Source organism: Cetobacterium somerae (assembly GCF_022430525.1).
Classification (GTDB): domain Bacteria; phylum Fusobacteriota; class Fusobacteriia; order Fusobacteriales; family Fusobacteriaceae; genus Cetobacterium_A.
In genome coordinates, this window is the sequence record NZ_CP092519.1 from 821,225 (window position 1) to 839,613 (window position 18,389).

Annotated in this window: 18 protein-coding genes; 5 read left to right on the forward strand and 13 right to left on the reverse strand. The window is 31.6% G+C overall.

The genetic code is table 11. The features are described 5' to 3' along the window. The first annotated feature begins 54 nt into the window (after positions 1-54). The gene (locus tag MKD34_RS03675; RefSeq protein WP_240219783.1) at positions 55-2,517 is read left to right on the forward strand and encodes an AMP-binding protein; all 2,463 of its coding nucleotides are present in this window, start codon (positions 55-57) and stop codon (positions 2,515-2,517) included. A 36-nt stretch (positions 2,518-2,553) separates the two neighbouring features. Here the strand turns inward: MKD34_RS03675 and MKD34_RS03680 are convergent, their stop codons facing one another. The 4 genes from MKD34_RS03680 to MKD34_RS03695 all read right to left on the reverse strand — a co-directional run bounded on the left by MKD34_RS03680 (position 2,554) and on the right by MKD34_RS03695 (position 4,559). After that, positions 2,554-2,898 carry a histidine triad nucleotide-binding protein gene (locus MKD34_RS03680; protein WP_023049616.1) on the reverse strand — a complete coding sequence of 115 codons (345 nt, stop codon included), beginning with the start codon at positions 2,896-2,898 and terminating at the stop codon, positions 2,554-2,556. 25 nt (positions 2,899-2,923) lie between these two features. Then, positions 2,924-3,352 carry a ribose 5-phosphate isomerase B gene (rpiB, locus tag MKD34_RS03685; protein WP_023049617.1) on the reverse strand — a complete coding sequence of 143 codons (429 nt, stop codon included), beginning with the start codon at positions 3,350-3,352 and terminating at the stop codon, positions 2,924-2,926. Positions 3,353-3,384: 32 nt separating this feature from the next. Further along, the gene (locus MKD34_RS03690; protein WP_023049618.1) at positions 3,385-3,870 is read right to left on the reverse strand and encodes an FKBP-type peptidyl-prolyl cis-trans isomerase; all 486 of its coding nucleotides are present in this window, start codon (positions 3,868-3,870) and stop codon (positions 3,385-3,387) included. Positions 3,871-3,965: 95 nt separating this feature from the next. Next, positions 3,966-4,559 (reverse strand): DJ-1/PfpI family protein, encoded by a 594-nt coding sequence (locus MKD34_RS03695; protein WP_240219785.1) that lies wholly within the window; start codon positions 4,557-4,559, stop codon positions 3,966-3,968. 157 nt (positions 4,560-4,716) lie between these two features. Between MKD34_RS03695 and MKD34_RS03700 the strand changes: the two genes are divergently transcribed. Continuing rightward, positions 4,717-7,068 (forward strand): aminotransferase class I/II-fold pyridoxal phosphate-dependent enzyme, encoded by a 2,352-nt coding sequence (locus MKD34_RS03700; protein WP_040405904.1) that lies wholly within the window; start codon positions 4,717-4,719, stop codon positions 7,066-7,068. Positions 7,069-7,085: 17 nt separating this feature from the next. Next, entirely contained in the window at positions 7,086-7,931 is an 846-nt protein-coding gene (locus MKD34_RS03705) for a MurR/RpiR family transcriptional regulator (RefSeq protein WP_240219787.1), read from the forward strand. Positions 7,932-7,956: 25 nt separating this feature from the next. On the opposite strand, the gene MKD34_RS03710 is transcribed toward MKD34_RS03705, so the two are convergent. Then, positions 7,957-8,094, reverse strand: a complete 138-nt coding sequence (locus MKD34_RS03710; RefSeq protein ID WP_023049622.1) for a hypothetical protein — start codon at positions 8,092-8,094, stop codon at positions 7,957-7,959. A gap of 181 nt (positions 8,095-8,275) precedes the next feature. On the opposite strand from MKD34_RS03710, the gene MKD34_RS03715 reads away from it, so the two are divergent. After that, positions 8,276-9,604, forward strand: coding sequence for an APC family permease (locus tag MKD34_RS03715; RefSeq protein ID WP_240219789.1), 1,329 nt, complete (start codon positions 8,276-8,278; stop codon positions 9,602-9,604). Between the two features lie 42 nt (positions 9,605-9,646). On the opposite strand, the gene MKD34_RS03720 is transcribed toward MKD34_RS03715, so the two are convergent. The 7 genes from MKD34_RS03720 to MKD34_RS03750 form a co-directional block, all read right to left on the reverse strand. Continuing rightward, positions 9,647-11,029: a short-chain fatty acid transporter gene (locus MKD34_RS03720; protein ID WP_282441578.1), complete on the reverse strand. Its 1,383-nt coding sequence runs from the start codon at positions 11,027-11,029 to the stop codon at positions 9,647-9,649. Positions 11,030-11,107: 78 nt separating this feature from the next. Continuing rightward, a complete protein-coding gene (locus MKD34_RS03725) occupies positions 11,108-12,115 on the reverse strand; it encodes an electron transfer flavoprotein subunit alpha/FixB family protein (protein ID WP_240219791.1) in 1,008 nt (335 codons plus the stop codon). Between the two features lie 22 nt (positions 12,116-12,137). Continuing rightward, positions 12,138-12,923, reverse strand: coding sequence for an electron transfer flavoprotein subunit beta/FixA family protein (locus tag MKD34_RS03730; protein WP_023052071.1), 786 nt, complete (start codon positions 12,921-12,923; stop codon positions 12,138-12,140). Positions 12,924-12,942: 19 nt separating this feature from the next. After that, positions 12,943-14,088: an acyl-CoA dehydrogenase gene (locus MKD34_RS03735; protein ID WP_023052072.1), complete on the reverse strand. Its 1,146-nt coding sequence runs from the start codon at positions 14,086-14,088 to the stop codon at positions 12,943-12,945. A 20-nt stretch (positions 14,089-14,108) separates the two neighbouring features. Beyond that, positions 14,109-15,317 carry an acetyl-CoA C-acetyltransferase gene (locus MKD34_RS03740; RefSeq protein ID WP_240219793.1) on the reverse strand — a complete coding sequence of 403 codons (1,209 nt, stop codon included), beginning with the start codon at positions 15,315-15,317 and terminating at the stop codon, positions 14,109-14,111. Positions 15,318-15,341: 24 nt separating this feature from the next. Further along, positions 15,342-16,007, reverse strand: coding sequence for a 3-oxoacid CoA-transferase subunit B (locus MKD34_RS03745; protein ID WP_240219795.1), 666 nt, complete (start codon positions 16,005-16,007; stop codon positions 15,342-15,344). Next, positions 16,008-16,658: a CoA transferase subunit A gene (locus MKD34_RS03750; RefSeq protein WP_023051636.1), complete on the reverse strand. Its 651-nt coding sequence runs from the start codon at positions 16,656-16,658 to the stop codon at positions 16,008-16,010. 265 nt (positions 16,659-16,923) lie between these two features. On the opposite strand from MKD34_RS03750, the gene MKD34_RS03755 reads away from it, so the two are divergent. Next, entirely contained in the window at positions 16,924-17,496 is a 573-nt protein-coding gene (locus MKD34_RS03755) for a TetR/AcrR family transcriptional regulator (RefSeq protein WP_240219797.1), read from the forward strand. Between the two features lie 49 nt (positions 17,497-17,545). On the opposite strand, the gene MKD34_RS03760 is transcribed toward MKD34_RS03755, so the two are convergent. Continuing rightward, positions 17,546-18,385 carry a 3-hydroxybutyryl-CoA dehydrogenase gene (locus MKD34_RS03760; protein ID WP_240219799.1) on the reverse strand — a complete coding sequence of 280 codons (840 nt, stop codon included), beginning with the start codon at positions 18,383-18,385 and terminating at the stop codon, positions 17,546-17,548. Positions 18,386-18,389 lie beyond the last annotated feature (4 nt).

The window sequence follows — 18,389 nt, forward strand, 5'->3', positions numbered from 1 at the left end:
TGCTATAATCACTTGATGATTAAAAAAACACCTGTAATAATTTGGGAGGAAAAATTGGAATTTGTAAAGAATCATAATAAAACAGCGATATTTTATGAGGGGAAAGAATATTCGTATAAAGAGTTAATTGCTGGAGCTAAAGAGTATGCATCACTTTTAGATTTAGCAAAAGAGGAAAAAGCAGTAATATTTATGGAAAATAGACCAGAACTACTATATGCTTTTTTAGGGATTTGGGATAAAAAAGGAACGTGTGTATGTTTAGATGCTGCTTCAAAAGTATCTGAGTTTCAATATTTTATAGAGGATTGCACACCTAAATACATATTTGTTTCAAATAATACTTATGACATAGCAAAAGAAGCGATTGATCTATCTGGAGTCCAAACAATAGTTTTAAATGTAGATGAGATAGATTTATCAAAAGCAGATAAAGAGGGAATTATTTATGCTCCAGATAGAGAGGCAGTGGCATTAATACTATATACATCTGGAACAACTGGAAGTCCAAAAGGAGTAATGTTAACTTTTGATAATATATTGGTAAATATAGAGGGGTTAAATAAATATAAAATGTATGAACCAACAGATAGAGTTTTAGCACTATTACCAATGCATCATATATTCCCACTTTTAGGATCTGGAATTGTTCCGTTACAACAAGGAGCAACAATAGCATTCTTAAAAGAGTTATCATCTCAAGCAATGGTAGATGCTTTGAAAAATTATAAGATAACTATGATGATTGGAGTACCTAGACTTTGGGAGATGTTACATAAAAAAATAATGGAAAAAATAAACTCAAATAAAGTTATAAAATCATTGTTTAAATTATGTGAAAAGCTCGATAATAAAGAGCTAAGTAAGAAAATCTTTAAAAAGGTTCACGAAGGATTTGGAGGAAATATAAGATTTTTTGTATCGGGAGGATCTAAACTAAATCCAGAAGTATCGAGAGATTTTAAAACTTTAGGAATAGATGTATGTGAAGGATATGGACTTACAGAAACAGCACCGATGATATCTTTTACACCTATAAATCAAGTAGTACCTGGGTCAGCTGGTAAAATAATGGATGGAGTTCAGGTAAAAATAGCTGAAGATGGTGAAATTTTATCTAAGGGTAGAAACCTAATGAAAGGGTACTATAAAAAACCTGAGGCAACAGCAGAGGTTATAGATTCAGAGGGATGGTTCCACACAGGAGATTTAGGAGAGTTAAAAAATGATTATCTTTTTGTAACAGGAAGAAAAAAAGAGATGATAGTTTTATCAAATGGAAAAAATATAAATCCTGTAGAAATTGAGCAGTTTATTTTATCAAAAACAGATTTAATAGAAGAGATGGTTGTAATAGAGTATAACTCTTTACTTACAGCAGTTATATACCCTAATTTTACTAAGGTAAAAGAGCATAGAGTTACAAATATAGCTGAGACACTAAAAACTGGTATAATAGATAAGTATAATGGTTCTACACCAAATTACAAAAAGATTTTAGATTTAAAAATAGTACAACAAGAGTTACCAAAAACAAAGATTGGAAAGATAAGAAGATTTATGGTTCCGGCTCTTTTAGAAGGTAAAATAGAAGAGGAAAAAGAGGAAAATATTCCAACTTTTGAAGAGTATAAGGCTATTTCAGATTATTTAACGAACTTAAAAGGTAAAAAAGTTATGTCAAATGCTCATCTTGAGTTAGACTTAGGATTAGATTCTTTGGATTTAGTTGAATTTATAGCTTTTGTTGAAAGTAGCTTCGGAGTTACTTTGACAGAGGAGGTTTTAACAGAAAATCCTACAGTAATTAAAATTGCAGAATATTTAAAGGAAAATTCAACAAGTTTAGAGATAAAGGATGTTGATTGGAAAAAAATATTAGAAAAAGATAATTTTGAAGGATTACCAAAATCCAACTCTATGGGAAAATTAGTAAAAGCACTATTTAAACCACTATTTTCATTATATATAAAGATAGAAAAAGAAGGTTTAGAGAATTCTAAAGTTACAAAGCCAACAGTATTTGTTGGAAATCATCAAAGTTTTTTAGATGGTTTTATATTTACTCAAAGTATAGATAATAAAACTTTAGATAATACATATTTCTTAGCAAAAGTAGCACACTTTAAAAAAGGATTTATGAGTTATTTAGGAGAAAATTCTAATATTATGTTAATTGATATTAATAAAAATTTAGCAGAAACACTACAGTGTGCTGCAACAGCTTTAAGACAGGGGAAAAATATAGTTATATTCCCTGAAGGAACAAGAAGTAGAGATGGAGAGATGAGAGAGTTTAAAAAGTTCTATGGAATATTAGCTAAAGAATTAAATGCAGATATAGTTCCTTTTGGAATAAAAGGAGCATATGAGTTATTCCCAGCTCATAGAAAAATGCCAAAAAGTGGAACAGTAAAAATAAAATTCTTCCCTAGAGTTTCTTCTGAAACTTTACCTGTTGAAGATATTGTAAAAAACAACTTTAATGAGATTAAAGAGTGGGTAGATAAGATATAAAAAAAGGTTGCCAATAGGCAACCTTTTTAATTACTATTAAATTGATAGCATAGGACCAAGGTGTTGTCCACCTAACAAATGGAAATGTAAGTGAAACACTTCCTGTCCTCCATGAGTATTGCAGTTTGCAATAACTCTATATCCATCTTCAGAAATATTTAAATCCTTAGCAATATCTTTAATAGCTAGATACATAGCAGTTAAATATTCAGAATCCTCAGCAGTAATATCATTTAAAGTTGGTATCTCTTTTTTAGGTACAACTAGAATATGAATTGGAGCTTGAGGATTTATATCTTTAAAAGCTATAACTTTATCATTTTCAAAAATGATAGAAGCTGGAATCTCTCTATTTATAATTTTAGTAAATATAGTAGCCATTGTATTTTACTCCTTTAATAAAAGATTAAAGTTCGATAGCTTGGATTCTTGTTAAGTGTCTTCCACCTAAGAATTCAGTTTTTAAGAATTCGTCTACAATTTCAAGAGCTAAAACGTCTCCAGTCATTCTAGCACCAAGGGCAAGAATGTTAGCGTCATTATGCTCTCTAGTTAATTTAGCCATAGTAGTATTTGAACATAAAGCTGCTCTTATTCCTTTAAATCTGTTGGCTGCAATTGAAATTCCAATTCCAGTACCACAAATAAGGATACCAAAATCTGCTTCTTTATTAAGAATAGAGTTAGCTACAGCTTTTGCATAAACAGGATAATCAACTGATTCAGTTGAATAACATCCTTTATCTAAAACTTCAAATCCTTTATCTTCTAAGTGTTTCTTAACAATCTCTTTTAAAGCAAATCCACCATGATCTGCACCTAAAGCTATTTTCATCTATTTATACTCCTTAATTCTTATAGTAATAATTAGTCTTCAAAACCGTGGAAATGAGGATGTCCGTGCTCAATCTCCTCTTCAGTAGCATCTCTAACATCAGAAACAGTAACTTCAAATCTTAAATCTTTACCTGCAAAAGGATGGTTTCCATCTGCTGTGATAATTTCATCTTCGATTTTTGTGATGATAAATGATTGCTCAGAACCATCATCCATATCAGCTATAAAGTCAAGTCCTTCATAGATATCATCAAATTCAACAAACTCAGATTTTTCCATATCAACGATTAAATCCTCGTCGTACTCTCCGTATCCTTCTTCTGGAGTTAATTCAATAGTAGTAGTATATCCTTTTTCTTTTCCTTCTAAAGCTTCTTCGATAGCTGGAACAAAGTTTCCAAATCCGTGGATATAGAAAAATGGTCCTACATCTTGTGTGTCCTCTAAAAGTTCTCCGTTGTTTTTGTCGTAAACTTTAAACTCAAGTGTTACTACTTTTCCTTCTTCTATTTTCATATAAAACACCTCACTAAAATCCCTATACAAGATAGGGTTATTTGACACTTTAAAGCATAACATAAAATACAAGAAATTTCATTAAAAATCTTAAATTATTTAAAAAAATTCATATTTTTTTTAACTACCATACAATTTTCTTGATCAGTTAGTTTTTCAAGGAGATAAAAAGCTAAATCAATAGCAGTACCAGGACCTGAAGAAGTAATAATGTTATCAGATATTACAATATCTTTTTTAATAGGAATGGCATTATACTGCTCTAATTGTTTAAAATATCTTTCATTATCTAAGAGGTATGTTGTAGCAGGAATGTTTTTTAAATATCCATGAATTCCAATTGCTAAAGCTCCAGTGCATATTCCAATTATAGTTTTTTTATTTGAAATAAAATGATTTAACAAGGAATTTAGTGTTTCTGATTGAATATCATTAAAGAATCCAGCTTTACCAAATCCCCCAGGAATTATTAAGGCATGAAACTCATTTAGATTAATAGATGTTTTTAATAAGTTAACTTCAGGAATAATTTTTAAATTCCAAGTGGCGCTAAGTACATCATGAATGGCACAAATTGTGGGGAAAACTTTTTTAGTTCCAACAATATTATTCCAACCAAAAACATCTATAAATGGCGATAATTCGAGGCTTTCAAAGCCGTTAGATGCAAAAATTAAAATTTTTTTCATAAATTTTATGGTTCCTTTCAAAAAATAGTTGACTTAATTTCCAAAAAGCTCTACAATATCTCGTATTTTAAAAGAAATTAATAATGTAAATTATATATTATTTTATAACTTTTTGATATCATTTTTAAGAACAAAATTTATTAAACAAGGAGGTAAGATGACTAAATTAAATCAATATCAAACACCTATATTCTCAACACTGAAGGACGTATATGCGAAAAGAGACATAATTCCTTTCCATGTTCCAGGGCATAAGAGAGGAAAGGGAATGGATAAAGAGTTTTACGAGTTTATGGGACCTAATCCCTTCTCAATTGATGTAACTATCTTTAAGATGGTTGATGGATTACACAATCCAAAGAGTTGTATAAAAGAAGCACAAGAGTTAGCAGCTGACGCTTATGGAGTAAAGAAAACCTTTTTCGCTGTCAACGGAACATCAGGAGCGATTCAAGCTATGATTATGTCTGTTGTAAAGCCAGGAGAGAAAATATTAGTCCCTAGAAATGTGCACAAATCAGTTTCTGGTGGAATTATATTAAGTGGATCAGTTCCAGTATATATGAATCCTGAAGTAGATGACGAATTAGGAATAGCTCATGGAGTTAGACCAGAAGTTGTTGAAAATATGCTTAAGCAGCATCCAGATACAAAAGCTGTATTAATCATTAACCCAACATACTATGGAGCGGCAACTGATATCAAAAAGATTGCAGATATAGTTCATAGCTATGATATTCCTTTAATAGTTGATGAGGCTCACGGAGCTCACTTACACTTCCATGAAGAGTTACCAATATCAGCAATAGATGCAGGAGCAGATATTTGCTGTCAAAGTACTCATAAAATAATTGGAGCAATGACACAAATGTCAATGTTACATGTAAACTCAACAAGAGTAGACGTAAATAGAATACAGCAGATATTAAGTATTCTACATACAACATCACCTTCATATCCACTAATGGCATCATTAGATTGTGCTAGAAGACAGATAGCTACAGAAGGAAGAGAGTTATTAACAAGAACATTGAAATTAGCAAGAGATTTAAGAGCAGAAGTTAATAAAATTCCAGGAATTTTCTCTTTTGGAAAAGAGATTGTAGGAAGATACGGAATACATGATTTCGATGAAACAAAACTTTCTATATCAGCAAGAGAGTTAGGATTAACAGGATTTGAGTTAGAAACTTTACTTGTTGACGATTATAATATCCAAGTTGAGTTATCAGATTTCTATAATGTATTGGGACTAATTACATTAGGAGATGACGAAGTAAGTACAGGGAAATTACTTGATGCTTTAAAAGATATCAGTAAGAGATTCTTTGGAAAAGGAAAGAAAATAGGGGAATCAGTTGGAAAAATGCCAACTATACCTGAATCGATCTTAATCCCAAGAGAAGCTTTCTACAGTGAAAATAATAAAATTAAATTCTTAGAAAGCGAAGGAAAAATTTGTGCTGAGATGATTATGGCATATCCACCAGGAATTCCAGTAATCTATCCAGGAGAAAGAATTACAAGAGATATAATCACATATATTCAAAACTTAAAGGCAGCAAAACTTCACGTTCAAGGAATGGAAGACCCTGAGTTAGAGTATATTAAAGTTATAGATGAAGAAGATGCAGTATATTTATATACTGAAAAAATGAAAAATAAAATGTTTGCTGTTCCAATGAACTTAGGAGCAAATAAAGCAGGTATTGAATTTGGACCAGAAGTTTTAGAGGAGTACTTCCCAGATACATTTGGTGAGATGACTTATATAGATATTGAAAAGCAAAGAGAGAATTTTAATGAGTGGTCGTTAAAATATAAAAATACAATACTTAATACTTGTGAGAAGTTAGCAACAGCAGTAAACGAAGCAGTAAGAGATGGATATAGACCTATAACTATTGGAGGAGATCACTCAATAGCACTAGGATCAATATCAGGGGTAGCGTTAGAAAAAGAAGTTGGGGTAGTGTGGATTGATGCTCACGGAGATATGAATACTGATGAAACAACAATGTCAGGAAATATTCATGGAATGCCGTTAGCACTTTTACAAGGAGCTGGAGATAGAGATTTAGTAAATTGTTTCTATGAAGGAGCTAAAATTGACAGCAAAAATGTTGTAATTTTAGGAGCAAGAGATTTAGATGTAAAAGAAAGAGACGTTATTGAAGAGTTAGGAGTAAAAGTAATTCCTTATGATGAAGTTGTTCATAAAGGATTAGATAATGTTTTAGATGAGATAAGAGACTACTTAAAGATTGATAATATCCATATAAGTTTTGATGTGGATTCAGTTGATCCAGAGTTTGCTCCAGGAGTAAGTACACCAGTTAGAAATGGATTCACTCCAGAAGAGATGTTCAAAACATTTAGATTCTTATTTAAAAACTACTCTATAACATCAGTAGATATAGTAGAATACAATCCAGTAAACGATAAAAATGAGAAGACTATGAATTTTGTAAATGATTTAACGGAGTTTGTATTAAATCCAAACGTATAAGTATATAGAGGTGTGAGATGAAAAAGGCGGTATTAGCTAATTTAGAGCAGAATTATTCAACGTATAGTAAGAGTTTTAAAAAGATTGTGGACTTTATAAAACATAATCAGAGTATAGTATCATTTATTTCAATAAATGAGCTAGCTAAAGAGACAGGAACAAGTCCAGCTACAATAACAAGATTTTCAAAAAATTTAGGGTTTAAAGGTTATCCTGATTTCCAAAGAGTTTTTCAAAAAGATGTTGAAATATCAACTTCTCAAATGAAAGAGTTTAGAGAAGAGATTGACTCAATGTCAGGAGATGGAATACTATCTGAAATCATAACTACGAACATAGAGCTTTTAGAGGAGATAGATACTGTAGCTATAGAAGAGCAATTAGAAAAAGCTATGGAAATGATAAAAACTAGTAGAAAGTTATATATATTAGGAGCAAGAGGATCATATGCTCTAGCATACTATCTATATTTTATGTTAAAAGAATTAAGAGAAGATGTAGAGTTAATGATATCAGGAGCGTCTGATTTTACAGATAAGCTACTTTATTCAAGCCCGGATGATGTACTATTTACAATATCGTTCCATCCATATACAAACTTTACTTGTCAAGTAACTGAGTTTTTTAAAGAGCAAGGAAATAGAATAATTACTATGACTGATAAAAAAGATTCTGTATTAGGTAATATATCTGATTTAGTGATCACCACAAAAAATGGAGGAAAAGCTTATACTTTTGTTCCAGGTATAATTATTTTAAATGCTTTACTTTTAAAATTTGGAAAACAAAATAAAGAGGAAAGTATTGAAAGATTAGACAAACTAAAGAAAATAACAGATAGATTTAATATCTATCAAAGATAAAAAAAGAGAGCGAAAGCTCTCTTTTTTATCTTTGATATTTTAACTTTATAAATAGATTATCTAAACTTCTTAATATGAGACCAATTAAAAGCAGCGGAAATAAGTAGAACTTTGCTGAATAATCTACTATAGAGTTATTATTAGTTCTTTTCTTTTCTAACATTTTGATTTTGTTCACCCCTTTTATTTACAAAAGTAATTATATACCACTTTTTCCATTTATGCAAGAAATAAAAAATACTTGTTTTGAAAGGTGAATTGTGATAAAATGTTTAATCGAAAAGTGCTTTAAAATAAGTAAAGAAATACTAAAAAAGTAGAATACATTAACAAGGAGAAAAGAAATGAGTGAAAATTTAGAAAAAAGATACGGCTTTTCAGTAGCTTTTTCAATGGTTGTAGGAATTGTTATTGGAATTGGAATCTTCTTTAAAGCTGGTCAAATTTTAGTAGCAGCTAATATGAATCCAAAAATTGCAATTGCAGCTTGGGTGCTTGGAGGTATTATATCAATATTATCAGGTCTTACTGCAGCAGAAGTTGGAGCAGCTATTCCTGAAACAGGTGGTATGATTGCATGGATTAAGAAAATTTATGGAAAAAGAATAGCCTTTTTAGTTGGATGGGCTCAATTAATAATATATTTTCCAGCTTTAATAGGTTTAATTGCATATTATTTTGCAGTATTTACAGGAAATTTTTTAAATATAGATCCTAGTAATACTATGTTTTTAGGAGGAACAGCATTTGTTGCTATATCTTTCCTATTTGCAATAAATATATTTACTAAAAATGTAGGTGGAAAAATTCAAACACTAGCTACAGTAGCTAAAATTGTACCACTATTATTGATAACTATATTTGGATTTTTATCTGGAGATAATTCATCTGGAATGTTTTATATGACAGAGATTACAAGAGAAGCTACATCTTCATCACCTTTAGTTTTATTAGGATTATCATTAGTGCCAATTATGTTTGCTTTTGATGGATGGATATATGTTGGAACAATTGCAGGAGATTTAAAAAATGTAAAAAAAGATCTTCCTAGAGCAATTATATTAGGATTAGGATTTATAGCGATATTTTATGTGGCATTAAACCTAGCACTATTAAACGTATTCACAGCAGAGGAGATTGTAAAAGTTGGAATGTTTGGAGTAGCTACAAAATTATTTGGACCAATGGGAGCTAAGTTTATATTCTTAGGAATTATGATATCAGCATTTGGTGGACTAAATGGTATGATATTAGCATCAACAAGAATACCGTATACTTTAGCAATAGAGGGACACCTTCCAAAGAAGGAGTTTTTTGCTAAAATAGATGATAAACATAAACAACCTATAAATTCTTCAGTAGTTATGTATCTATTATCAGTTTTCTTCTTAATAGCTATGATTATAACAGGAAATCCAGATGTATTTGGTGATATTCCAGTAGCATTATTTTGGTTATTCTACTGTTTAGTATTTTTAGGATTATTTATTTTAAGAAAAAATGAACCAAATTTAGAAAGACCATACAGAGTTCCATTCTATCCAGTTGTGCCAATACTTGCATTAATAGGTGGAGCATCAATATTTATTTATGCAGCTATATCAAATCCAACGTATATGGCAGTATCAGTGGCATTAACTTTAACAGGTCTTTTTGTTTATAGAGAAAATTAATAAGATATAAAAAAAGGTTGCTTTAAAGCAACCTTTTTTTATTTATAGGAAAGTTAATCCTAACATAATAATGATACCAGAGTAAATTGTAATAATTACTCCATATCCCATAATATCTTTTGCACCTAACTTAGCAATACCTAAGGCAGGTAGAGCCCAGAACGGTTGAATCATATTAGTCCAAGCATCTCCCCAAGCTATAGCCATTCCAGTTTTTGCTGTTGAAACTCCAAGTTCCACACTTGCTGGCATCATAATAGGAGCCTGAACAGCCCATTGTCCACCACCAGAAGGAACAAAGAAGTTTACAATTCCAGCACTTAAAAAAGTTAAGCTTGGGAATGAAAGAGCTGTAGATGAGCTTATAAAACTTTGTGATATAATACCTGCTAAAGAAGCGCCATCACTATTTTGTCCAACCATCATTCCCATAATTCCAGCATAAAAAGGAAATTGTAATATAATTCCAGCTGCTCCTTTACATGCATTTCCAAAAGCTAAAAGAAGATTTTTAGGAGTTTTATGAGCAATTATAGCAGTAACTAAAAAAATCATATTAACAATATTAAGATTCAAATCAAATCCCTTTTGAAGAAAATATCCAATTATATATGTATATCCAAGAACACCAATTAAAATGTTAACAACTGGACTATTTTCAATTTTGTCAGCAGGAGTCATTTCAGTTTTATCAAAAGTAACCGATTGTACATCATCTTCTAATAACGTAGGATCAACTTGAAAAACATCCTCTTTATTTTTAGGGTGCATAGCAGCATTTAATAAAGGAAGCGTAAATAATAAAGTAAAAAGAATGATTAAGTTATATGATGAAAATAGAGTTTGAGATGTACTAATTCCTTTATCTAAAGCTCCAGCAGTAGCTTTTGAAAGGTTTCCAGAAGCTAAAGTAAGAGGAATAGATCCAGAAATTCCTCCATGCCATAACAAGAAACCAGAGTAAGCAGAAGCAATAAGAAGACGATAGTCAACACCTTTAATTTTCTTTGCAATCTCTTTAGCATAGATTGCTCCAATAACAAGTCCAAATCCCCAGTTTAAAATACAAGCTACTCCAGATACAAAAGTAACATACATAATAGCTTGAATAGGAGATTTTGGAAGATTAGAAAGCTTATCTAAGATTCTTTTGAAAAAAGGAGCAGTTGCTAAAGTATGACCTGTTACAAGAACCATAACCATTTGCATAGAAAAAGCTAAAAGAGACCAAACACCATTACCCCAATGCATAGCTATTTGGAAAGGTGATTGTTTAGTCATTATAGTTGCAGCAATAAAAACAATAAAAGTAAGGATTGCTGCAAAAAGGAAAGCATCAGGAAGATACTTTTGCATTATAGTAACACAAAGTTGAGTGAATTTTTCAAAAAGATTAAACTGTTTATTTTTAACTGTATTATCCAATTTTCATACCCCCATATCTTATTTAAAAAAGCAAAGGATATTTTTTATCCTTTGCTTTAAAGTGGTAACTTTTAAGGTTTATTTTTCAGCTTTTGCTTTTCTAATCTCTTCAACTAAATAAGTTGCTGTTTTTCCTAAATCAGTTACTAATCCTAAATCTGCTACTCCAAAAATAGGTGCCGCTTTATCCTTATTTATAGCTATTATGTACTCTGACTCTTCCATTCCAGCTAAGTGCTGTATTGCTCCAGAGATTCCAAATGCAAAGTATACATCTGGTCTAACTGTTTTTCCTGTTTGTCCAACTTGTCTATCGTGGCTTACTATTCCAGCATCAACTAACGCTCTAGAAGCCGCGGCTACTCCACCAAGTTCATTTGCAAGAAGTTCTAAGTTGTCAAATCCACCTTGAGCTCCAACTCCTCTTCCTCCTGAAACTAGTATTTTAGCCTCTGTAATATCTACTTTTGCTTTTGCTTCTTTTATTATATTTAAAACTTTTACTTTCATTTTTGAATAATCAAAGTTAACTTTGAAATCTGTAATTTTTCCATCTCTATTCTCATCTTTTGATAATCTTGTCATAACTCCAGGTCTAACCGTTGACATTTGAGGTCTATGATCAGGACAGATGATAGTGGCCATTAAGTTTCCACCAAAAGCTGGTCTTGTCATTAAAAACTCTCTATTTTCTCCAATTTCTAACATTGTACAATCAGCTGTAAGTCCTGTTTCAATTCTAGATGAGATTCTAGGTCCTAAATCTCTTCCAAGTGTAGTTGCTCCAATTAATACAATCTCAGGTTTTCTTTCGTTAATAACTGCTGAAAAGGCTTGTGTATAAGCTTCAGTATCATATATTGCTAACTCTTTTGAATCAACTACTACAACTTCGTCAGCACCATAAGCAACTAACTCTTTAGCTAAATTTTGGATGTTATATCCTAAAAGTACAGCTGTAACTTTCTCATCAAGAGATTTAGCTAACTCTTTTCCTTTACCGATTAACTCTAATCCAACATTTTGTAGTACTCCCTCTCTTTGCTCAGCAAAAACAAGGATCCCTCTATATTCATTTAAATTCATGACATTCTCCTTCTTTAAAATTTTAGATTATAAATTTTTCCTTTAATTTTTCAACAATAATTTTCGCTGCTTCTTGAGGGTCAACTTCATAAAGTTGTCCAACTGCTTTAACACCTTTAGTAAATGATTTTTTAACTTTTGTTGGAGAACCTTTAAGTCCTAATTTTTCTTCGTCTATATCAGATAATCTATCTACTCCCCAAACTTCAACCTCTTTATTGAAAGCTTCTACAATGTTTTTAACGTTCATGTATCTTGGTTTATTTGCTTCTGCTAAGATTGTCATTAAACAAGGTTTTTGAACTTGAAGTAACATGTATCCCTCTTCAGTAGCTCTTTTTACTTCAAATGTATCTTTTCCATCAAACTTAATATCATTTACATATGTAATTTGTGGAAGGTTTAAAAACTCGGCAATTTGTGGCCCAACTTGTGCAGTATCTCCATCAATAGCTTGTCTTCCTGCAATAATAAGATCGTAATCTAACTCTTTTAAAGCTGCTGATATTGCATGAGATGTAGCTAATGTATCAGCTCCAGCAAATTTTCTATCAGTTAAAAGTATCGCTCTATCTACTCCCATAGCAATAGCTTCTCTTAAAGCTGAATCAGCTTGAGGAGGTCCCATTGTTATAGCAGTAACGTGAGCTCCAAATTTATCTTTTAATCTTAATGCTTCTTCTAATCCACCTTTATCATCTGGATTTATGATACTAGGTACTCCATCTCTAATAAGAGTTCCTTTAACAGGATCTAATCTAATCTCTGTAGTATCAGGTACTTGTTTTATACATACAACTATTTTCATTCTGTTTAATCCTCCTAATTTACTTTAGTAATGATCCTGCGATAACCATTCTTTGAACTTCTGAAGTTCCCTCATAAATCTCAGTAATTTTAGCATCTCTCATCATTCTCTCAACAGGATACTCTCTTGTATATCCATATCCTCCATGAAGTTGAACAGCTTTTGTTGTTACATCCATAGCTGTTTCAGCAGCAAATAGTTTTGCTGTAGCAGCATCAACTGAGTAGTTTTCTTTTCTAGATTTTTTCCAAGCAGCTTTGTAAACTAGGTGTTTTGAAGCTTCCACTTTTGCATACATATCAGCAATTTGGAACTGTGTATTTTGGAATTGAGAAAGAGCTCTTCCAAATTGTTTTCTCTCTTTTACATATTTAATAGTTTCATCTAAAGCTCCACCAGCAATTCCAAGAGCTTGAGCAGCAATTCCAATTCTTCCTCCATCAAGAGTCATCATTGCAATTTTAAATCCTTTTCCAATAGCTCCAACTAAGTTTTCCTTTGGAATTCTACAATCTTCAAAGATTAACTCACAAGTAGCTGAACCTTTAATTCCAAGCTTTTTCTCTTTTTTACCTACAGAGAATCCAGGAGTATCAGCTTCAACTATGAAAGTAGAGATACCTTTTAAACCAGCTGATTTATCAGTCATGGCAAATATAATATAAACGTGAGCATATCCAGCATTTGTTATGAATATTTTAGAACCGTTTAATACCCACTCATTAGTTTTTTCATCAAACCAAGCAGTAGTTTGTTGTCCAGCAGCGTCAGTACCAGCGTTTGGTTCAGTTAAACCAAAAGCACCAATCCATTCACCAGAAGCCATTTTAGGAAGATACTTTTGCTTTTGCTCCTCAGTTCCAAACTCTAAAATAGGAGCAACTCCTAAAGATGTATGAGCAGAAAGGATAACTCCAGTAGTACCACAAACTTTTGAAAGCTCTTCAACAGCCATAGTATACATAATTTGGTCTCCACCAGCACCACCGTATTGAGTAGGAATAACAATTCCCATAAGACCAGTTTTACTCATTTTTTCAACAGTTTCAACAGGGAATCTCTCTTCCTCATCAATTTCAGCAGCAAGAGGTTTAACTTCATTTTCAGCAAAAGCTGTAATCATTTGCTTAAAAAGTTCTTGCGATTTAGTTAATGTAAAATCCATTTATTTCCTCCTAATATATTTTATTGAACATTTTTTACTATTATTGCAGTCCCCATTCCTCCACCGATACAAAGACTTGCTAAACCATATTCAGATTTTCTTTTTTTCATTTCATGTACAAGGGTAGTTAGTATTCTAGCTCCACTAGCACCAACAGGGTGTCCTAAAGCAATTGCACCACCGTTAACATTAGTTTTATCGTTAAACCAAGCAGGGTCTATTGAATACATTTCACAAAGCTCTTTCATAACTCCAAGAGATTGAACTGCAAAAGCTTCATTAAGTTCTAAGATATCCATATCTTCTAATTTCATTCCAGTTTTATCTAAAACATTTTTTATAGCTGGAACAGGTCCAAGCCCCATAACTAAAGGATCAACTCCTCCTTGTCCAACTCCAACAATCTCAACTAAAGGAGTTAAGTTATATTTTTTAACAGCTGATTCAGAAGCTATAAGTAAAATCGCAGCTCCATCATTTATACCAGAAGCGTTTCCAGCTGTAACAGAACCATCTTTTTTGAATGCAGGTCTAAGTTGAGAAAGCTTTTCTAAAGATGTTTTTCTATTTGGATATTCATCTGTATCAACAACTATTGTTTCTTTTCTATCCTTTACTTCAATAGGAACAATCTCATCTTTGAAACGTCCACTATCAATTGCAGTAATTGCCTTTTGTTGAGACTCTATAGAAAAATGATCTTGCTCTTCTCTAGAGATATTATGCTTTTCAGCTATATTTTCAGCAGTTATTCCCATGTGAATTCCATGGAAAGCATCTGTTAAAGCATCTAAAATCATATGATCTTTAGCTAAAGAATCTCCCATTTTAATTCCTGTTCTGATGTTGTGATTAAGTAGATGTGGAGCTTGTGACATAGATTCAGTTCCACCTGCTAAAATAAGAGAAGCTTCACCAGATTTTATAATTTGATATGCTGACATAACAGCTTTCATTCCACTTCCGCAGATAATATTTAAAGAGTAAGCTGGAACTGAGTAAGGAACTCCTCCTCTAATAGCTGATTGTCTTCCAACTCCTTGAGCATGTCCAGCAGATAAAACATTTCCAATAATAACTTCATCTAAGTTATTAGGATCAACTTTAGTTTCTTCAAGAATATTTTTTATAACTTCTCCAGCTAAATGGCTTGGAGATATTTTGTTTAAAGAACCTAAAAAAGATCCAATGGGAGTTCTTTTTGCAGCTACAATATAGATTTTTTCCATTTATTTAAAAACCTCCTAGTAAATTTATACTTCCATAACTTTTAAATCTTCATCAATAATTAAAGTAGCTTCAGTAGAGTTTTTAATATCCTCAATAGATGAGTATGGACTAAGTTCTTTTAAAATAATACCTTTATCAGTAACTTCCATAACACCTTTTTCTGTAATAATCATATTAACTTCACTAGCGGCTGTAAGAGGTAACGTACAGTTTTTTAAGATTTTTGGAGCTCCTTTAGCTGTATGTTCCATAGCAATAATAACTTTTTTAGCTCCCACAACTAAATCCATAGCTCCTCCCATTCCAGGAACCATTTTCCCAGGAACCATCCAGTTTGCTAGGTTTCCTTTTTCATCAACTTGTAAAGCTCCTAAAACAGTGGCATCTACATGCCCACCACGAATGATTCCAAATGATGTGAAGCTATCAAAGAAACATCCCCCAGGAGCAATAGTAACTAATGATCCTCCTGCATTAGATATTCTACAATCCTTTTCAGCTTCACAAGGAGTAGGCCCCATACCAATTAAACCATTTTCAGATTGTAGTGCAACATATATAGAATCGGGGATATAGTTAGCAACTTCTGTAGGTAATCCAATTCCTAAATTAACTACGTCTCCATCTTTAAATTCTTTAGCAACTCTTCTAGCTATAATCTCTCTAACTCTTTCTTTTGTAAGTTCCATTTATCTTCCTCCCTTAACGATATAGTCCACAAATATTCCTGGAATAACCACTTCGTTAGGATCTAAGCATCCATCAATAATTTCTTCAGCTTCAACAATTACTGTATCAGCAGCAGTAGCCATTATAGTATTAAAGTTTCTAGTTGAACCGTGAAATGATACGTTTCCAAAAGAATCAACTTTTGTTCCGTAAATAAGTGCTACATCAGCTCTTAATGGTTTTTCAAGAAGATATTTCTTTCCATCTACTTCAATAACCTCTTTTCCCTCTTGAACAACAGTTCCAATTCCAGTTGGAGTTAAAATCCCACCAAGTCCAGCTCCAGCAGCTCGAATTCTTTCAGCAAGAGTTCCTTGAGGAACTAGCACAACTTCCATTTCACCACTATGCATCTGTTTACCAGTTTCAGGATTAGTACCAATGTGAGATACAATAGCTTTTTTAATTCTTTTGTTAACAACAAGCTTTCCTCTTTCAAAATCTGGAAAACTTGTATCATTGGCAATAAGAGTTAAGTCCTTAGTACCATTTTCCAATAATTTTTCGATAACCTCCTTAGGAGAGCCACACTTTAAAAAACCTCCAGTCATAAGAGATGAACCGTCTTTAATAAGTGATGCTGCAAAATCAACAGAGACCAATTTTTTCATAACTTCACTCCTTTGTTTAAGTTAGCAAGTACATACTTGCCTATTTTCAGTATGAATATATACCTCATATAGAAAGTAAAAGTCAATAGTGAAATAAAAAATATTTTTTTTCGAACATAAAAAAGGTGTTACAAACATATAATTAGAGAGAGTTTTTTAAAATAAAAAAATATTTTTATTTTTCCAAAAAATATTTGACAAAAGAGTCAAAAGTAAGGTATATATTGGGATAACATTTAAAAATATGGGCAGAACTGGAGGAATGATGAAAACACGGGATAAAATTTTAGATTGTGCACAAAGACTCTTTTCAGAAGAGGGATTTGATAAAGTTTCAACAAAACGTATTGCCAAGGAAGCAGAGTGTAATGAAGTTACTATTTTTAGATTGTTTGGAACTAAAAATAGAGTTTTAGAGGAGATAATAAATAAATTTGTAGAGGAGAGTAAAATTATTCGTTCTTTACACGAAAGTTTAACGGGAGAGCTAGAACAAGATATAGCTAAAAGTATATTACTTTATCAAAATTTCTTACATCAACATGAGATAATTTTTAGACTTCAACTAAAATTGTCAGATAGTGAGAATCAAAAATTTCTTAGAACAATTGATTTTAAAAACTACTTAGTAGATCATTTTATTGGAGTTTTTCACGAACATAAAATTCATTATTCTCCTGAAATTTTTGTAAATGATATGTTAAGTAGTGTAATGGGTAGTTTTCTTTTAAAAATTTTAACGCAGGGAAAATTCACAGGAGAAAGGGATGGGCATTTTTTAAGTGAAAAAATTAAATTTTATCAAAATTCAATTAATCAATATAAAAAAACTGAGTAAAGAAAAGTAAAAAAGAGAAAACCCTAAAAGCAGGTTTTCTCTTTTTTTATTAGTATTTATAGAATCCTTCACCAGATTTTCTTCCAAGTTTTCCAGCTCTAACCATTTTCTTTAAAAGTGAGTGAGCTCTATACTTAGGGTCTCCAAACTCTGTAGCTAAAACATCCATAATTGCTAAAACAACATCAAGTCCAACTAAATCTCCTAAAGCTAGTGGTCCAATTGGGTGATTTGCACCGTATTTCATAGCGTTATCAATATCTTCAGCAGTAGCAACACCATCAGCTAAAATTCCAATAGCTTCGTTAATCATAGGAATTAAAACTCTATTTACAACAAATCCAGGAGCTTCTTCACATAAAACAGGTTCTTTTCCAAGTTCTTTAGAAAGTTTTAAAATAGTTTCATAAACTTCTTGACTTGTAGTATAGCCTTTAATAATTTCAATAAGCTTCATAACAGGAGCAGGATTGAAGAAGTGCATTCCTATAACTCTTTCAGGATGCTTTGTAGCACACGCAATCTCAGTTATAGAAAGCGAAGATGTATTAGTTGCAAATATAGCTTTCTCAGAACAGATTTCATCTAATTTAGAAAATAATTCTTTTTTAATATTCATTCTTTCAGATACAGCTTCAATAACTAAATCAGCATCTTTTGCATCAGCAATATTTGAAGTTGTATGGATCTTTGCTAAAATCTCATTTTTTCTATCCTCTGTAATTTTCTCTTTTTCAACTAACTTACTTAAACTTTTTACAAAACCTTTTTTTGCTTTTTCAAGAGCTTCAGCACAAATGTCTGTCATTAAAACCTCATGACCACCCGTTGCAAAAACTTGAGCAATACCACTTGCCATAACTCCAGCACCTACAATAAATACTTTCATTGTT